The following is a 17042-nucleotide window of genomic DNA, read 5'->3' as shown; positions in this document are numbered from 1 at the left end:
TATTTTTAAAATCTACCCATAAAATATGAACCAACAGCTGATCGCGTTTGTGCCACTGTCACTGTTTTATATTTTCAAGGCTGCGCCATTTCTAAAGTATTTTTCATAGAACTTTCTTTTCTCGCTTGAATATAGATACTACTAGCGAAAATGTGTTTAACCAGGAGGTTTCAGATGGATAATGAATTGGAATATCTGCTAGACTCTGTTGGGCTTAGCTGGAGAGAAACTGAAATATCCCAACTGATTTTTCAACACAAATGGCACGATGCTGCGCAAAAGCTGGAAGAGAGGCTGGAAGCCGCTCCCTTTGATCCCGGCTTGCTGATAAGCGCTGCTTTTGTCTATGAAAAAAAGCAGCAGGTTCAGAGAGCGTCTGAATTATATGATGATGCCCTCCTGTTTGTCAGGCGCGAACATCAACATCGCCTCATGAAGGAGAAAGAGGACCTTTTAAAAAAAATGGTCAGGCGTCCAAAGATCATTTTTTTTGTCAAACCGGATTTGGACCGGTTTTTGAATTCTGTCGTTGAGCACCTTTCCGGAACTTACCGGACCAAAAAAATCGTGGTTCATGATCTGAATCAAATCGACACTGGCATGCAATGGGCGGACATTTGCTGGTTTGAATGGTGCGATGATTTATTGATCCACGGGAGCAAAGTCCCTTCTGCAGCTGTCAAAACATTAATATGCAGGCTCCACAGCTATGAGGCATTTACTTTTTATATTAAAAAGGTATATTGGCAAGCGGTGGATCAAGTGATTTTTGACGGGGAACATATGCGGGAATACGTATTAGATCAAGTTAAAACGTTGAAAAAAGAGAAAACGGCCGTCGTTCCAAATGGAATCAAGTTAGATCAATACACCTTTCAGCAAAGGCAAAAAGGCTTTCATATCGCATATGTCGGCTATATCAACTATAAAAAAGGTCCGATGCTTTTGCTGCAAGCTTTCAAGGCACTGATTGACAAAGACCCAAGATACAAATTGTTTATCGCCGGGACGTTTCAGGACGCCCGCTATCAGTTGTATTTCAGGCAAATGATTGATGAGCTCCGTCTGACTGACAGCGTCCAATTTGACGGATGGCAAGATGACATGAATCAATACTTGGAGGATAAGCATTACCTGATTTGCACGAGCCTTCTTGAAAGTCAGCATATGTCGGCAATGGAAGCGATGGCTAAAGGCATAAAACCGCTGATTCACAATTTTTACGGAGCAAAGACGATATACGATGAATCAGTTGTTTGGAATACGATAGATGAATTCGTGGCCATGATGACAAGCGGTGATTATACATCTCTCCATTATCGGTCATTTATTGAAGAGCATTATTCATATGACCTCAGCATGCGGAAAATTGAAGAAATGATTTCAGGCTTTGCAAAGCAGTCCGAGTTGACGGTTATGCCAAATCCGCCGCTGATTACGGTGGGCATCATCAACTATAATTACAGCAATTTCATTGATGAATGCCTTCAATCCGTTTTAAATCAACTCTATCCCAATATCGACATTCTGATCGTTGACGACCATTCAACTGACGACTCGATGCAAAAAATCAGCAGCTATCAAAAAACGCATCCGCACATTCGAACAATATGCCACAGTGAAAATACAAAACTTCCTGATCTCGCTTTTAAGGAAATCTTCCAAGAGGCAAAAGGCGAATATGTTTTGCTTTTAAGCGCAGATGATTTCCTCCCGCACAATTTGGTGATCCATGACTTTATGCTGTGCTTTTTTGAAGAAGAGGGATTGGATTATGTTTACGGCGACCTTTTGCTCGTTGATCAACACGGGAAAAATGCGGGTCTGTGGACGTATCAAGAGTATGGCGATGAGGAGCTGGTGAGGACTATTTTTCAAAGAGGCGGCTCAGGCATTGTCCCGATGGTGGGCATGTTTAAAACATCTTATTATCAGCAAAAAGGCTTCACTTGGCTGGTTGATCCGCAAAAGCCGCTTGCAGGCGATGTGCTGAATTGTTTAGCCAACACGAAACGCGGCTGGAAGCGGCGCTATTTAAAAAAACCTGTATTATGCTACCGCCGCCACCAACACAATATTTCCTACCAATTGCATAAAAGAATTCAATCGCTTGTGTACGTCATGGACTATATTGTGAAAGAATTTGACGAAAGCGTCTACTTTCCTCATATCAAATGGAAAGAGCTTGAGGAAAATCAAAGACAGTCTTTGAAGTATTTCAGCATCGGGAAAACCTTTTGGAGAATGGCCCGGAGATACGCACAAAACGGATATACCCGGCATCTAGATCAAGACGCCAAAAAAGAATGCATCCAGCCGCTCCTGAACAAAATGGATGAATACTTCCAATTAAGCCTCGCATCTGACAATCAGTATGAACGATATATGAAAAATATAAAAAAAATACAGCTGATATAAAGCCTTCCGCTCTGTGGAAGGTTTTTCTCATATACTTTCGCACAAATACACAGTCATATAGATTCATTTATACGTATGATAGAGCGCACAAAGTGTTTTTATCTGCCAATTGAAAGCAGCATGATCGAAGGGAGGTCATCATGAAAGATTTCAAGTCAGACATCATTCATTGTCTGGAACAAAAAGATTGGAACAAAGCCATGAAACGCCTAAAAGAGTGGGAAGCTGACGGCTCGCATAACGAGCCTGATTTTTATTTTCTTCAAGCATCTCTTTCTGTTTATCTCGGCCATGACCATAACGCTTGGCTGTGGCTCTGGAGAGGGCTTGACCTTTTTCCTAATAACAGATCTTTAAATCTACTGATGGGAAAAGTGTGCCTGCGCACCGGAAGGGAAAAAGAGAGCGCGGCCTATCTTCAAAAAGGAGATGGAGCAGAAACCGAAAGCGCGCTGAATCTTGATCTTCCTGCTGATGAAAAAACCGATCCTCCGGCTGGGCAAATCCGCGTTTTGCAAGGCACAATGGAAATCGCCAATCAAATGAATACTTTGGCTAAAGGGCTCACACAGCAGGGCGCGCTTGCCCACACTTTAAATTACTATCCTTATTATTTAAAGTACGCTGCCGACTACACCTGGTCATTGCTGAAAGAACGCAATACGCCCGTCATGAATGCGAGGCTGAGAAGGCTTGCCAGTGATCTCTTGCCATCCTATGATTTGTTCCATTTTCATTTTGGCACAAGCTTTACACTGGACATGTCGGATTATCCCATTTTAAAACAGGCGGGTAAACCAATGATCATGCATCATTGGGGCAGCGATGTGAGGCTTTATTCAATATTGGCTAAAACAAATCCATACGCCGTTGTAAAAACGAAAAACGAAGCTCGGATTCGGTACCATCTCAAACGAATTTCACAATATGTCCAACACTGCATCGTTGCCGATATGGAACTATACGAGTATGTAAAAAACTATTATGAGCATGTCCACATGATTCCAACTATGATCCAGCTTGACCGCTATATCCCCGACTACCGGTCAAATGAAAAGCCGCTCATCGTTCATGCCCCCACCTCTCCCGGAATAAAAGGAACCCGCCATATCCTTAAGGCGGTTGAATCTTTAAAAGAAAAATACGATTTTCATTTTCACCTAGTACGTGGGGTTTCTCATGAACAGGCAAAGAAAATCTATCAAAAGGCGGATTTGATCATTGATCAGCTTCATATCGGCAGCTACGGATTATTTGCCGTCGAATCGATGGCAATGGGGAAACCCGTTATCTGCTGGATCAGTGATTTTATGAAGGATCACTATCCTTCCGAACTGCCTCTCATAAGAGCAAATCCCGACAACATTACAGAAGTGATTGAAAATGTGCTGAAAAACCGGGATATGCTGCCGGAAATCGGCCAGAAAGGAAGAAAATATGCAGAAGTTCATCATGATATGGTGAAAAACAGCAAAAAAACGCTGGCCGTTTATCAGTCGCTTCTTTCGGGATGATGTTGATCGACTTTCGCGTAGCGGGATTTGTATTTTTTAAAAAACAAAACAAGCAGGTGAACAATTGATGAGCGATATGACAGAGTTATCCGGCCAGCATATTTTCATTACTGGCGGAGCAGGCTTTATCGGATCCACTTTAATAGGAAAGCTGATAGAGCGCAACAGCGTCACCGTATACGACAATTTTTCAAGAGACTCCCTCCGGTATAAACCTTACCGGGACCATCCTCACTTAAAAGTGGTGCAGGGAGACATTTTGGATTTGAACGCGCTTAAAAAGGCGATCCAAGGGGCCAGTCACATTGTCCACGCCGCCGGCATCGCAGGGATTGACACAGTCATTCAAAATCCGGTTAAAACGATGCAGGTCAACATGATCGGTTCAGCCAATCTGCTTGAAGCGGCTGCCAGTTTAACCGAATGCAAAAGGGTCGTCTGTTTCAGTACAAGTGAAGTGTTCGGCCAAATCGCTTTCAGAGCACGCGAGACCAGTCATACTGTTTTAGGAGCGGTGGGAGAAGCACGCTGGACATATGCTGTCAGCAAACTCGCCGAAGAACATATGGCATATGCCTATTTTAAAGAACATGGGCTGCCGACCGTCACCGTCCGCCCTTTTAATGTTTATGGACCGGAACAAGTCGGGGAAGGCGCCATCAAAACGATGGTTCACAGAGCCCTGTTAGATGAGCCGATCTATATTCACGGCGATGGAACGCAAATCCGGGCCTGGTGTTACGTAGATGATATGATCGACGGAATACTGCGCTGTTTGACGATGAAAGAAGCTATTGGAGAGTCTTTCAACATCGGCAACGAACGCACTGTGATCACCGTATACGGATTGGCAAGCACGATTATCAGAGTTCTCGGATCAAAATCACAAATCTTCTTTGGAGAGAAAAAAGAAGCCGATATTGAACTTCGCATCCCTCAGGTCAATAAAGCGAAAGAAATGCTCGGTTTCAGCGCAATAGTGGATCTGGAAGAAGGCATCAGAAGAACAGCTGAAAGCATTAAAAAAAATTTGGATCAATAAGAAGGGAGGCGCTTTTGTTGAAACAATGGAAAAGCGAAGGAAAAGGTGAATTCACCCTTTCCCAGCTTGGAGGATGCGGCGAAAATGTCGTTATTGAAGACGGGGTCCGCATTTTTCATCCGGAAAATATCTATATCGGAGATAATGTTTATATCGGCCATGACACGATTTTAAAAGGCTATTATAAGCATGACCTGATCATCGGCTCAAACAGCTGGATCGGACAGCAATGTTTCATACACGGTGCCGGAGGAGTTACAATCGGTGAATTTGCGGGAATTGGTCCGAATGTCCGGATACATGCCGCCTACCATACCGATCCTGATAAACCCGATAGCACCATTTTGTTTTCGCCGCTTACATTCGCTCCTATTCATATTGAAGAAAACTGCAACATCGGGATCGGTGCGTCTATCTTAGCAGGCGTTACGATAGGCGCCCACTCCAAAATCGGAGCAAATGCCGTCGTCAATCGTCATATCCCCCCGTACAGCATAGCGGTAGGCGTGCCGGCAAAGGTCATCAAAAACCGAAGGATGAAAGATGAGGATCTCTCATGATCAGGTTGATCGAGCCGTATATTACGTTTGAAGAAGTGGAAGCAGAATTAAAAGAAATATTTTCTTCCGGCATGCTGACAAAAGGCCCTTTCGTCAGAACATTTACTGATCATATTAGTCAGTATGTAAGTGCAAAGCATGCTTTTTTAACAACATCGGCTACAACGGCTTTATCGATGTGCCTTAAAATCCTGAACGTCCAACCCGGAGACGAAGTGATCGTCTCAGACTTTTCGTTTCCCGCCACTGTCAATGTAATAGAAGATTTAGGTGCCAAGCCGGTTTTTGCTGATGTTGATCTTGAAACATTTAACATGCTTCCAGAAGAGCTGGAAAGTCAAATCACGCCCCGTACAAAAGCCGTTCTTTTTGTAGATGCTCTGGGAAACCCGACAGGCATTACCAACATTAAACACATATGTGAAGAGTATAGCTTACCACTCGTGGATGATGCCGCGTGTGCGATCGGCAGCAGTGAATACGGCTGTAAATCTGGTAAAATTGCCGATCTCACCTGTTTCAGCTTTCACCCAAGAAAGCTGCTTACGACAGGCGAAGGCGGAGCAATTACAACCGACCGGGAAGAGTGGAAAGATTGGCTTTCGGTCAAGTTAAACCATGGCGCAGCTATCTCTGACGGCCAATTGGATTTTATAGATTTCGGCTACAACTACAGATTATCTGATATCCAAGCAGCTCTTGGAATCAAACAGCTCCAAAAACTTGAGGACATCATTCATCGGAGAAATCTTCAGCAGAAAGCATATAGTGAACAGCTTGAACCCCTCGGATTCCAAAGTCAAAAAATCGGTCCTGAAGTTGTACACAATATACAATCCGCCGTTTTCAAAGTTCCAAAAAACATCGTTCGCGACGAATTGATTCAATATTTGAGCGACTGCCATATAGAGTCGACTTTCGGCACCTATTGCTTAAGCGGCACTACTTATTACCGCCGCAAATACAGGCAGATTAAACCCAATTCCATTTTTCTTGAACAAAATACGATCACCCTCCCCTGCCATGACCAAGTCAATGTGGATCAGGTAGTCTCAGCCATTCAATCATTTAGCCAACGTAAAGGTTAATCAATCAAAAACATCCCTATCACAAAATAGTGACAGGGATGTTTTTTATTCTTAGAAATAAGCAAGAGCAAAAATAAAAAAAGGCAGTAAACCATAGGTTTACTGCCCCCCTGAATCATTCGCATAGCATTGCAGCGAAGTTCCGGAAAAACAAACGGAAAATATTTGCTAATAGCCAATAAATATTAAGCGCCAGTTGGACCTGTCGGGCCGGTTGGGCCGGTCGGACCAGTTGGGCCGGTTGCTCCTGTTGGACCGGTTGGGCCGGTTGCTCCTGTTGGACCTGTTGGACCTGTTGGACCTGTCGCTCCGGTTGGACCTGTCGGGCCGGTTGCTCCCGTTGGACCGGTTGGACCTGTCGGGCCGGTTGCTCCTGTCGGGCCGGTTGCTCCCGTTGGACCTGTTGCTCCTGTCGCTCCGGTTGCTCCCGTCGGACCTGTCGCTCCGGTTGCTCCCGTCGGACCTGTTGCTCCTGTCGCTCCCGTCGGACCTGTTGCTCCTGTCGCTCCGGTTGCTCCCGTCGGACCTGTTGCTCCTGTCGCTCCTGTCGCTCCTGTCGCTCCCGTTGGACCTGTTGCGCCTGTCGCTCCGGTTGCTCCTGTTGCGCCTGTCGCTCCGGTTGCTCCTGTCGGACCTGTCGCTCCGGTTGCTCCTGTCGCTCCCGTCGGACCTGTTGCTCCTGTCGCTCCTGTCGCTCCCGTCGGACCTGTTGCTCCTGTCGCTCCTGTCGCTCCCGTCGGACCTGTTGCTCCTGTCGCTCCGGTTGCTCCCGTCGGACCTGTTGCTCCCGTTGGACCTGTCGCTCCCGTCGGACCTGTTGCGCCTGTCGCTCCGGTTGCTCCCGTCGGACCTGTTGCTCCTGTCGCTCCTGTCGCTCCCGTTGGACCTGTTGCTCCTGTCGCTCCGGTTGCTCCTGTTGCTCCTGTTGCTCCGGTTGCTCCTGTCGGACCTGTCGCTCCGGTTGCTCCTGTTGCTCCTGTCGCTCCCGTTGCTCCCGTCGGACCGGTTGCTCCTGTCGCTCCCGTTGCTCCCGTCGGACCTGTTGCTCCTGTCGCTCCGGTTGCGCCTGTCGCTCCGGTTGCTCCTGTTGCGCCTGTCGCTCCGGTTGCTCCCGTCGGACCTGTTGCTCCTGTCGCTCCCGTTGGACCTGTTGCTCCTGTCGCTCCCGTTGCTCCTGTTGCTCCTGTCGCTCCCGTTGGACCTGTTGCTCCTGTCGCTCCGGTTGCTCCTGTTGCTCCTGTCGCTCCCGTTGGACCTGTTGCTCCTGTCGCTCCGGTTGCTCCTGTCGCTCCGGTTGCTCCCGTTGGACCTGTTGCTCCTGTCGCTCCGGTTGCTCCTGTCGCTCCGGTTGCTCCCGTCGGACCGGTTGCTCCCGTCGGACCTGTTGGGCCTGTCGCTCCGGTTGCTCCCGTTGGACCTGTTGCTCCTGTCGCTCCGGTTGCTCCCGTCGGACCTGTTGCTCCCGTCGGACCTGTTGCGCCTGTCGCTCCGGTTGCTCCCGTCGGACCGGTTGCGCCTGTCGCTCCGGTTGCTCCCGTCGGACCGGTTGCTCCTGTTGCTCCTGTCGCTCCGGTTGCTCCCGTCGGACCGGTTGCTCCTGTCGCTCCGGTTGCTCCCGTCGGACCGGTTGCTCCCGTTGGACCGGTTGCTCCTGTCGCTCCGGTTGCTCCCGTTGGACCGGTTGCTCCTGTCGCTCCGGTTGCTCCTGTTGCGCCTGTCGCTCCCGTTGGACCGGTTGCTCCTGTCGCTCCGGTTGCTCCTGTTGCGCCTGTCGCTCCCGTTGGACCGGTTGCTCCTGTCGCTCCGGTTGCTCCTGTTGCGCCTGTCGCTCCGGTTGCTCCTGTCGGACCTGTTGGGCCTGTCGCTCCGGTTGCTCCTGTCGGACCTGTTGGGCCTGTCGCTCCGGTTGCTCCCGTTGGACCGGTTGCTCCTGTCGCTCCGGTTGCTCCCGTTGGACCGGTTGCTCCTGTCGCTCCGGTTGCTCCCGTCGGACCGGTTGCTCCGGTTGCTCCTGTCGCTCCGGTTGCTCCCGTTGGACCGGTTGCTCCCGTTGGACCGGTTGCTCCTGTCGCTCCGGTTGCTCCCGTCGGACCTGTTGCTCCTGTCGCTCCGGTTGCTCCCGTTGGACCGGTTGCTCCCGTTGGACCTGTTGCTCCTGTCGCTCCGGTTGCTCCCGTCGGACCTGTTGCTCCTGTCGGACCTGTTGGACCTGTCGGGCCGGTCGGGCCTGTTGGACCTGTCGGACCTGTCGGACCTGTTCCTCCACCTTCTACATCTAACAGTGCTACATCATCTACAATGACATTCGCTGTACCTGCCTGCGGCAAAGTATTAATCAAAATGAAAGCCATAGTAGAGCCAGCTGGAGCTGGGGTCGTCGTTTGATAGACTTCAAGCCATGTATTATTTTCAACAATTGGTAGTCTGTTGAACGGGATATTTAAAAAGAGACCTTGGCCTAGAAAATTAAATGAACTGTCAAAATAAGACACTTGAATTTGAACCTGAGGCGATGGAGCAGGAAAACCTTCTTTAGCAAGAGAAACTAAAAATTCTAAACCTTCTCCTGCATCTACTGGAACAAATTGTGCTATAAACGAAGTAACAGCCCCGCCCAGTAATCTTGCCGACCAAAAACCTGAATGAGAAAATTGAGTTGTGACGGTTGCATTTTGGCCTACCCAGGGTGGAAGTGCCCCGTTTTCAAAGCTGCCGTTTACAACCAAATTTTGGATCGACATCTAGGATTTTACCTCCCTTTCATTAGATTAGCTTCAATTCCCTTTTCAAGAACGAAGCTAACATATACTATGTCTCCTTGCTAAGCTCGGTCACGTTATTTTCCATATGATTAACACACATTTATAGAAGCTAAATCCGAGAGAATCAAAATATATTAATTTAACACCAATGTCCTTTTACTTAATATGAAACTTCAAAAGGGGAAAGCTCCATTTAGCTTCCCCCCTCCCTTTAAGGGAACCGAATGAGATTTAAATCTCTATTAAATGCTGCAGCGGAAGTAACATTCGAAGCCGTTGTTACCACTACCCTAACTGAATATTCAACTGTTGCGGTAGCAGGAACTGTATCAACAATTGTGCTGGCTAATGGAAATCTTTGAGTACCAGCAGCCGCAAGACTTCTATTAAATATTCTAGTTTGAACTAAAGTTCCGCCTCTATATAGCCTTATTTCAACAATTATATTACTGTTTTCAGTATTTACGGCTTCTATCGCCAATGCATAATCCACCTTAATATTTTGGCCACTAGTGACCGATACATTAGGAACCGACACAACAGTTACTTCTGTATTTAAAGGAATCGTTGGCGGATTGTAAACAGAAGTAGAACCAAATAGGTTGCTAAAGAATATAGCAGTTTGTGGGCTGGCAGGTCCTGTTGGGCCTGTCGGGCCGGCCGTTCCCATTATTCCTGCTTCACCCGGCGGGCCAGTTGGACCAGGTGGACCGGTTGGGCCTGTCGGGCCGGTTGATCCCGTTGCACCTGTTGCTCCGGTTGGACCTGTTGCTCCCGTTGCTCCTGTCGGACCTGTTGGTCCAGTTACTCCAGTGGCTCCCGTTGCTCCGGTCGGACCTGTTGCTCCGGTTGCTCCGGTTGCTCCGGTTGCTCCCGTTGCTCCGGTCGGACCTGTTGGTCCAGTTACTCCAGTGGCTCCTGTTGCTCCGGTCGGACCCGTCGCTCCGGTTGGTCCCGTTGCTCCGGTCGGACCTGTTGCTCCGGTTGGACCTGTCGCTCCGGTTGGCGTTCCGGTTGACCTGTTGGTCCCGGTTACTCCAGTGGCTCCCTGTTGCTCCGGTCGGACCGTCGCTCCGGTTGGTCCCGTTGCTCCTGTTGATCCCGTTGCTCCTGTTGCTCCGGTTGGTCCCGTTGTTGCTCCTGTCGTTGGCTCCTGTTGCTCCTGGCTCCTCCCGTTGACCTGTCCCTGTTGCTCCGGTTGCGCCCGTTGCTCCGGTTACTCCAGTGGTCCGTCGGACCTTGCTCCGGTTGGACCCGTCGCTCCGGTTGGCTCCCGTTGCTCCGGTTGCACCTGTTGATCCTGTCGCTCCTGTTGCACCTGTTGCTCCTGTTGGTCCCGTTGCACCTGTTGCTCCGGTTCGGACCTGTTGGTCCTCCGGTGGCTCCGGTTGGGTCCGGTTGCTCCTGTTGCTCCCGTTGACCTGGCTCCGGTTGGCTCCTGTCGGTGGCTCCGGTTACTCCAGTGGCTCCCGTTGCTCCGGTTGGACCTGTCGCTCCGGTGGCTCCCGTCGGACCCGTTGGCTCCGGTCGCTCCCGTGGCTCCCTCCCGTCGGACCTGTTGGGCCAGTCGCTCCTGTGGCTCCCTGTCGGCTCCTGTTGGGCCGGTTACTCCAGTGGCTCCCGTTGCTCCGGTTGGACCTGTCGCTCCGGTTGGTCCCGTTGCACCTGTGGCTCCTGTTGCTCCCGTGGCTCCGGTTGGTCCCGTTGCACCTGTTGGCTCCTGTCGCTCCTGTCGCTCCGGTGGCTCCGGTTGGTCCCGTTGCTCCGGTTACTCCAGTGGCTCCCGTTCCCGTTGGCTCCGGTGCTCCGTTGGCCGTTCCTGTTGCTCCGGTGGCCCCTGTCGCTCCCGTTGGACCTGTGGCTCCGGTTGGTCCTGTTGCTCCTGTTGAACCTGTTGGTCCAGTTACTCCAGTGGCTCCCGACCTGTCGGACCTGTCGCTCCGGTGGCTCCTGTTGGACCTGTTGCTCCTGTTGCGCCTGTCGCTCCGGTGGCTCCGGTCGCTCCCGTTGCTCCAGTGGGTGGCTCCCTGTTGCTCCGGTCGGACCCGTCGCTCCTGTTGGTCCCGTTGCACCTGTTGATCCCGTGGCTCCCGTCGCTCCTGTTGGTCCCGTGGCTCCTGTCGGCTCCGGTTGCTCCAGTGGCTCCTGTCGCTCCGGTTGCTCCAGTGGCTCCTGTCGCTCCGGTTGCTCCTGTGGCTCCTCCGGTCGTCGCTCTCCGTGTGGCTCCGGTTGCTCCAGTGGCTCCTGTCGGACCTGTTGGTCCAGTTACTCCAGTGGCTCCTGTTGCTCCGGTCGGACCCGTCGCTCCGGTTGGTCCCGTTGCACCTGTTGATCCCGTGGCTCCTGTCGGACCTGTGGCTCCCGTCGGCGCCTGTCGCTCCGGTGGCGGTCCCGTTGCTCCGGTTGGTCCCGTTGCTCCTGTTGATCCCGTTGTTGCTCCGGTTGCTCCCGTCGGACCTGTCGCTCCGGTGGCTCCCGTTGGACCCGTCGCTCCGGTTCGCTCCGGTTGCTCCTGTTGCTCCCGTGGCTCCTGTCGGACCTGTCGCTCCCGTGGCTCCTGTCGGACCTGTTGGCTCCTGTTGCTCCAGTGGCTCCCCGCCTGTCGGCTCCTGTTGCTCCGACCCGGTGGCTCCCGTTGGACCCGTTGCACCGGTGGCTCCTGTCGGACCTGTTGGTCCAGTTGCTCCTGTGGCTCCCGTGGCTCCCGTCGGACCTGTGGCTCCGGTCGCGTCCTGTTGCTCCCGTGGCTCCTGTCGGACCTGTTGGGCCGGTTACTCCAGTGGCTCCCGTTGGGCCGGTTGCTCCGGTTGCCCCTGTTGCTCCGGTTGGACCCGCTGGCTCCGGTTACTCCAGTGGCTCCCGTTGCTCCGGTTGGTTGTTGACCTGTCGCTCCTCCGGTGGCTCCCGGTGGTCGGACCTGTTGGGCCGGTTACTCCCTCCCGTTGCTCCGGTTGGACCTGTTGCTCGCGGTTCCTGTCGTCCGGTGGCTCCGTTGCTCGGTTGGACCTGTTGGCTCCCCGGTTGATCCCGTGGCTCGGACCTCCTCCTGTTGGTGTTGCTCCGGTTGGTGGCTCCCGTTGCACCGGTGGCTCCTGTCGCTCCGGTTGATCCCGTGGCTCCTGTCGGACCTGTTGGACCTGTGGCTCCCGTGGCTCCCGTCGGACCTGTTGGTCCAGTTGCTCCTGTGGCTCCCGTCGGACCTGTGGCTCCGGTCGCTCCTGTTGCTCCCGTTGCGCCCGTCGGACCTGTTGGGCCAGTTACTCCAGTGGCTCCTGTTGCTCCGGTCGGACCCGTCGCTCCGGTTGGTCCCGTTGCACCTGTTGATCCCGTGGCTCCTGTCGCTCCTGTTGCTCCTGTGGCTCCAGTGGCTCCTGTTGGTCCCGTTGCACCTGTGGCTCCGGTTGGTCCTGTTGCTCCTGTTGAACCTGTTGGTCCAGTTACTCCAGTGGCTCCCGTCGGACCTGTCGCTCCGGTGGCTCCCGTTGGACCCGTCGCTCCGGTTGCTCCTGTTGCTCCCGTGGCTCCGGTCGGACCTGTTGGTCCAGTTACTCCAGTGGCTCCCGTCGGACCTGTGGCTCCGGTGGCTCCCGTTGGACCTGTCGCTCCAGTAGCTCCCGTCGGACCTGTCGCTCCAGTTGGTCCCGTTGCACCTGTTGGACCTGTCGCTCCGGTTGGTCCCGTTGCACCTGTGGCTCCCGTTGGACCTGTTGCTCCTGTCGCTCCGGTTGATCCCGTTGCTCCGGTGGCTCCTGTCGGACCTGTTGGTCCAGTTGCTCCTGTGGCTCCCGTTGCTCCCGTCGGACCTGTGGCTCCGGTGCGCCCGCTCCGGTCGCTCCTGTTGCTCCCGTGGCTCCGGTCGGACCTGTTGGTCCAGTTACTCCAGTGGCTCCTGTTGCTCCGGTCGGACCCGTCGCTCCGGTTGGTCCCGTTGCACCTGTTGATCCCGTGGCTCCTGTCGGACCTGTTGCTCCCGTTGCGCCTGTCGCTCCGGTGGCTCCCGTTGGACCCGTTGCTCCCGTCGGACCTGTCGCTCCGGTTGCTCCTGTTGGTCCCGTTGCCCCGGTCGGACCTGTCGCTCCGGTTGCCCCTGTTGCTCCTGTCGGTCCCGTTGCTCCGGTTGGACCCGTGGCTCCGGTTACTCCAGTGGCTCCGGTTGCTCCCGTTGCTCCGGTTGGGCCGGTCGCTCCGGTCGGACCTGTTGCTCCAGTTACTCCAGTTGCTCCGGTCGGACCTGTTGCTCCGGTTGCTCCGGTTGGACCTGTTGGACCTGTCGCTCCCGTTGCTCCGGTGGCTCCCGTCGGACCTGTTGGGCCGGTTACTCCAGTGGCTCCCGTCGGACCTGTTGGGCCGGTTACTCCAGTGGCTCCCGTTGCTCCGGTTGGACCTGTCGCTCCTGTTGGTCCCGTTGCTCCGGTTGGACCTGTCGCTCCTGTTGGTCCCGTCGCTCCCGTTGCTCCGGTGGCTCCTGTCGCTCCGGTTGATCCCGTGGCTCCTGTCGGACCTGTTGGACCTGTTGCTCCCGTGGCTCCCGTCGGACCTGTTGGTCCAGTTGCTCCGGTTGCGCCCGTCGGACCTGTTGCACCTGTGGCTCCGGTCGCTCCTGTTGCTCCCGTGGCTCCTGTCGGACCTGTTGGTCCAGTTACTCCAGTGGCTCCTGTTGCTCCGGTCGGACCCGTCGCTCCGGTTGGTCCCGTTGCACCTGTTGATCCCGTGGCTCCTGTCGCTCCTGTGGCTCCGGTTACTCCTGTTGCTCCAGTGGCTCCTGTTGGTCCCGTTGCACCTGTGGCTCCGGTTGGTCCTGTTGCTCCTGTTGAACCTGTTGGTCCAGTTACTCCAGTGGCTCCGGTTGGACCTGTGGCTCCAGTAGCTCCTGTCGGACCTGTCGCTCCGGTCGGACCCGTCGCTCCGGTTGCTCCCGTTGCACCTGTTGATCCCGTGGCTCCTGTCGGACCTGTTGGTCCAGTTACTCCAGTGGCTCCGGTTGGACCTGTGGCTCCAGTAGCTCCTGTCGGACCTGTGGCTCCGGTTGGTCCTGTTGCTCCTGTTGAACCTGTTGGTCCAGTTACTCCAGTGGCTCCCGTCGGACCTGTCGCTCCGGTTGATCCTGTTGGACCTGTTGCTCCTGTTGCGCCTGTCGCTCCGGTGGCTCCGGTCGCTCCCGTTGCACCTGTGGCTCCAGTGGCTCCCGTCGGACCTGTGGCTCCTGTCGCTCCCGTGGCTCCCGTCGGACCTGTGGCTCCGGTCGCTCCCGTTGCTCCGGTTACTCCAGTGGCTCCCGTTGGACCTGTGGCTCCGGTTGGACCTGTCGCTCCTGTTGCTCCCGTTGCACCTGTTGCTCCCGTTGGACCCGTGGCTCCCGTTGGGCCCGTGGCTCCGGTTGGACCTGTGGCTCCAGTAGCTCCTGTCGGACCTGTCGCTCCGGTTGGTCCCGTTGCACCTGTGGCTCCCGTTGGACCTGTTGCTCCTGTCGCTCCGGTGGCTCCCGTTGGACCCGTCGCTCCTGTTGCTCCTGTTGAACCTGTTGGTCCAGTTACTCCAGTGGCTCCCGTCGGACCTGTCGCTCCCGTTGCTCCGGTTGGACCTGTCGCTCCGGTGGCTCCCGTCGGACCTGTTGGGCCAGTCGCTCCCGTGGCTCCTGTCGGACCTGTTGGCCCAGTTACTCCAGTGGCTCCCGTTGGACCTGTCGCTCCGGTTGCACCTGTTGATCCCGTGGCTCCGGTCGGACCTGTTGGTCCAGTTACTCCAGTGGCTCCTGTTGCTCCGGTCGGACCCGTCGCTCCGGTGGCTCCCGTTGCACCTGTTGATCCCGTGACTCCTGTCGGACCTGTGGCTCCAGTTGCGCCTGTCGCTCCGGTGGCTCCCGTTGGACCCGTCGCTCCGGTGGCTCCTGTTGGACCTGTGGCTCCTGTTGCGCCTGTCGCTCCGGTGGCTCCCGTTGGACCCGTTGCTCCCGTCGGACCTGTCGCTCCGGTGGCTCCCGTTGGACCCGTCGCTCCGGTGGCTCCTGTTGGTCCAGTTACTCCTGTTGCTCCCGTCGGACCTGTCGCTCCGGTTGATCCTGTTGGACCTGTTGCTCCTGTTGCTCCTGTTGCGCCTGTCGCTCCGGTGGCTCCTGTCGCTCCCGTTGCACCTGTGGCTCCAGTGGCTCCCGTCGGACCTGTGGCTCCTGTCGCTCCGGTGGCTCCCGTCGGACCTGTGGCTCCTGTCGCTCCGGTGGCTCCCGTTGGACCCGTCGCTCCGGTTGCACCTGTTGATCCCGTGGCTCCGGTCGGACCTGTTGGTCCAGTTACTCCAGTGGCTCCCGTCGGACCTGTCGCTCCGGTTGATCCTGTTGGACCTGTTGCTCCTGTCGCTCCGGTGGCTCCCGTTGGACCCGTCGCTCCGGTTGGTCCCGTCGCTCCTGTTGCTCCGGTGGCTCCCGTGGCTCCGATGGCACCTGTTGATCCCGTCGGACCTGTCGCTCCGGTGGCTCCTGTTGGTCCAGTTACTCCTGTTGCTCCCGTCGGACCTGTCGCTCCGGTTGATCCTGTTGGACCTGTTGCTCCTGTTGCTCCTGTCGCTCCGGTGGCTCCGGTGGCTCCTGTTGCTCCGGTGGCTCCTGTTGCTCCGGTTGCACCTGTTGATCCCGTGGCTCCCGTCGGACCTGTCGCTCCGGTGGCTCCCGTTGCACCCGTCGCTCCGGTTGCACCTGTTGATCCCGTGGCTCCCGTCGGACCTGTCGCTCCCGTTGCGCCTGTCGCTCCGGTGGCTCCCGTTGCACCCGTCGCTCCGGTTGCACCTGTTGATCCCGTGGCTCCCGTCGGACCTGTTGGTCCAGTTACTCCAGTGGCTCCGGTCGGACCTGTCGCTCCGGTTGGTCCCGTTGCACCGGTGGCTCCGGTCGCTCCTGTGGCTCCTGTCGCTCCGGTTGGTCCCGTTGCACCGGTGGCTCCAGTAGCTCCCGTCGGACCTGTCGCTCCTGTTGATCCCGTTGGACCCGTCGCTCCTGTTGGACCCGTCGCTCCTGGTTGATCAATTGTTATCATTGCAACATCATCAATTAGTATTGGTGCCCCCCCACTAAGAGGAAGTTTTTGAATAGTTAACACCCCTATAGCGGTATCAGGAGGAGCAATATTCGTTGTAGCATATATTTCATTCCAAACATTTACTGCAGATAGACGGTTTACTGGAATTGTTAAACTTAATCCCTGCGACAAAAAGTTAAAAGAGGAGTTGTAATAATCTACGGTTATTACAATCGCAGGATTAGGAGCGCTGCTAGCTTTTGAAATAGATATAACAAATTCAAAATTCTCTCCCGGGTTAACCAGAAAGCTCTGAGCTAAGATACCAATCGATGAAGTTACTAAGTTAACGCTATAAATCCCTGAATGGCTGAAATTAGAAGTAACTACGGCATTAAATCCTGTCCACGGTGGCAGAGAACCGGTTTCGAACCCTCCATTTATTATTCGATTCTCAATGGGCAATCAAGTTTCACCACCCTTTCTCAAAAATTGAGATAATAATATCCCTCAAACAAAATATGAAATATCTATGTATACCGTTTGGATAAAACTCTATTTCTTTGAATTTTTATAACGCCAATCGCTATAAAAGATAAATTTTATAATTATCTAATCGATAAAATCCATAATATCCTTAGAATCTTTTCT

Annotated in this window: 8 protein-coding genes and 4 pseudogenes; 5 read left to right on the top strand and 7 right to left on the bottom strand. The window is 54.1% G+C overall.

Translation table 11 applies throughout. The features are described 5' to 3' along the window. Nucleotides 1–174: 174 nt before the first annotated feature. The 5 genes from MKX80_RS04300 (at nucleotide 175) to MKX80_RS04280 (ending at nucleotide 6622) form a co-directional block, all read left to right on the top strand. Complete coding sequence (locus MKX80_RS04300) at nucleotides 175–2418, top strand: glycosyltransferase (protein ID WP_234112735.1); 2244 nt, start codon at nucleotides 175–177, stop codon at nucleotides 2416–2418. Between the two features lie 140 nt (nucleotides 2419–2558). Next, a complete protein-coding gene (locus tag MKX80_RS04295; RefSeq protein WP_154998605.1) occupies nucleotides 2559–3932 on the top strand; it encodes a glycosyltransferase in 1374 nt (457 codons plus the stop codon). Between the two features lie 67 nt (nucleotides 3933–3999). Beyond that, entirely contained in the window at nucleotides 4000–4974 is a 975-nt protein-coding gene (locus MKX80_RS04290) for an NAD-dependent epimerase/dehydratase family protein (RefSeq protein WP_268333136.1), read from the top strand. A gap of 17 nt (nucleotides 4975–4991) precedes the next feature. Further along, complete coding sequence (locus MKX80_RS04285) at nucleotides 4992–5534, top strand: DapH/DapD/GlmU-related protein (RefSeq protein ID WP_154998601.1); 543 nt, start codon at nucleotides 4992–4994, stop codon at nucleotides 5532–5534. Next, nucleotides 5531–6622 (top strand): DegT/DnrJ/EryC1/StrS family aminotransferase, encoded by a 1092-nt coding sequence (locus MKX80_RS04280; RefSeq protein WP_154998599.1) that lies wholly within the window; start codon nucleotides 5531–5533, stop codon nucleotides 6620–6622. Before MKX80_RS04285 ends, MKX80_RS04280 begins: the two co-directional genes overlap by 4 nt. A 185-nt stretch (nucleotides 6623–6807) precedes the next feature. Here the strand turns inward: MKX80_RS04280 and MKX80_RS04275 are convergent, their stop codons facing one another. The 7 genes and pseudogenes from MKX80_RS04275 to MKX80_RS04245 all read right to left on the bottom strand — a co-directional run bounded on the left by MKX80_RS04275 (nucleotide 6808) and on the right by MKX80_RS04245 (nucleotide 16856). Continuing rightward, nucleotides 6808–9363 carry an NTTRR-F1 domain gene (locus MKX80_RS04275; protein WP_339228011.1) on the bottom strand — a complete coding sequence of 852 codons (2556 nt, stop codon included), beginning with the start codon at nucleotides 9361–9363 and terminating at the stop codon, nucleotides 6808–6810. 232 nt (nucleotides 9364–9595) lie between these two features. After that, on the bottom strand, nucleotides 9596–9865 hold the full coding sequence (locus MKX80_RS04270; RefSeq protein WP_268315143.1) for a hypothetical protein: 270 nt from the start codon (nucleotides 9863–9865) through the stop codon (nucleotides 9596–9598). A 156-nt stretch (nucleotides 9866–10021) separates the two neighbouring features. Beyond that, nucleotides 10022–10742: pseudogene (locus MKX80_RS04265) on the bottom strand (collagen-like protein); the annotation flags it as partial. A gap of 670 nt (nucleotides 10743–11412) precedes the next feature. After that, nucleotides 11413–11728 (bottom strand): annotated as a pseudogene (locus MKX80_RS04260) (hypothetical protein); the annotation flags it as partial. A gap of 193 nt (nucleotides 11729–11921) precedes the next feature. Further along, a pseudogene (locus tag MKX80_RS04255) lies at nucleotides 11922–12256 on the bottom strand (collagen-like protein); the annotation flags it as partial. A gap of 218 nt (nucleotides 12257–12474) precedes the next feature. After that, nucleotides 12475–12819, bottom strand: a pseudogene (locus MKX80_RS04250) (hypothetical protein); the annotation flags it as partial. A gap of 110 nt (nucleotides 12820–12929) precedes the next feature. Continuing rightward, nucleotides 12930–16856, bottom strand: a complete 3927-nt coding sequence (locus MKX80_RS04245; protein ID WP_339228008.1) for an NTTRR-F1 domain — start codon at nucleotides 16854–16856, stop codon at nucleotides 12930–12932. Nucleotides 16857–17042: the final 186 nt, after the last annotated feature.

Origin of the sequence: Bacillus sp. FSL K6-0972, from assembly GCF_037976035.1 — a bacterium.
GTDB lineage: Bacteria > Bacillota > Bacilli > Bacillales > Bacillaceae > Bacillus > Bacillus haynesii.
This window is presented reverse-complemented; position numbering and strand designations above follow the sequence as displayed.

Bases quoted from the DNA above. Each gene is read 5' to 3' on its own strand.
- MKX80_RS04300 (WP_234112735.1), top strand. From the start codon at position 175: ATGGATAATGAATTGGAATATCTGCTAGACTCTGTTGGGCTTAGCTGG.
- MKX80_RS04295 (WP_154998605.1), top strand. From the start codon at position 2,559: ATGAAAGATTTCAAGTCAGACATCATTCATTGTCTGGAACAAAAAGAT.
- MKX80_RS04290 (WP_268333136.1), top strand. From the start codon at position 4,000: ATGAGCGATATGACAGAGTTATCCGGCCAGCATATTTTCATTACTGGC.
- MKX80_RS04280 (WP_154998599.1), top strand. From the start codon at position 5,531: ATGATCAGGTTGATCGAGCCGTATATTACGTTTGAAGAAGTGGAAGCA.
- MKX80_RS04275 (WP_339228011.1), bottom strand. From the start codon at position 9,363: ATGTCGATCCAAAATTTGGTTGTAAACGGCAGCTTTGAAAACGGGGCA.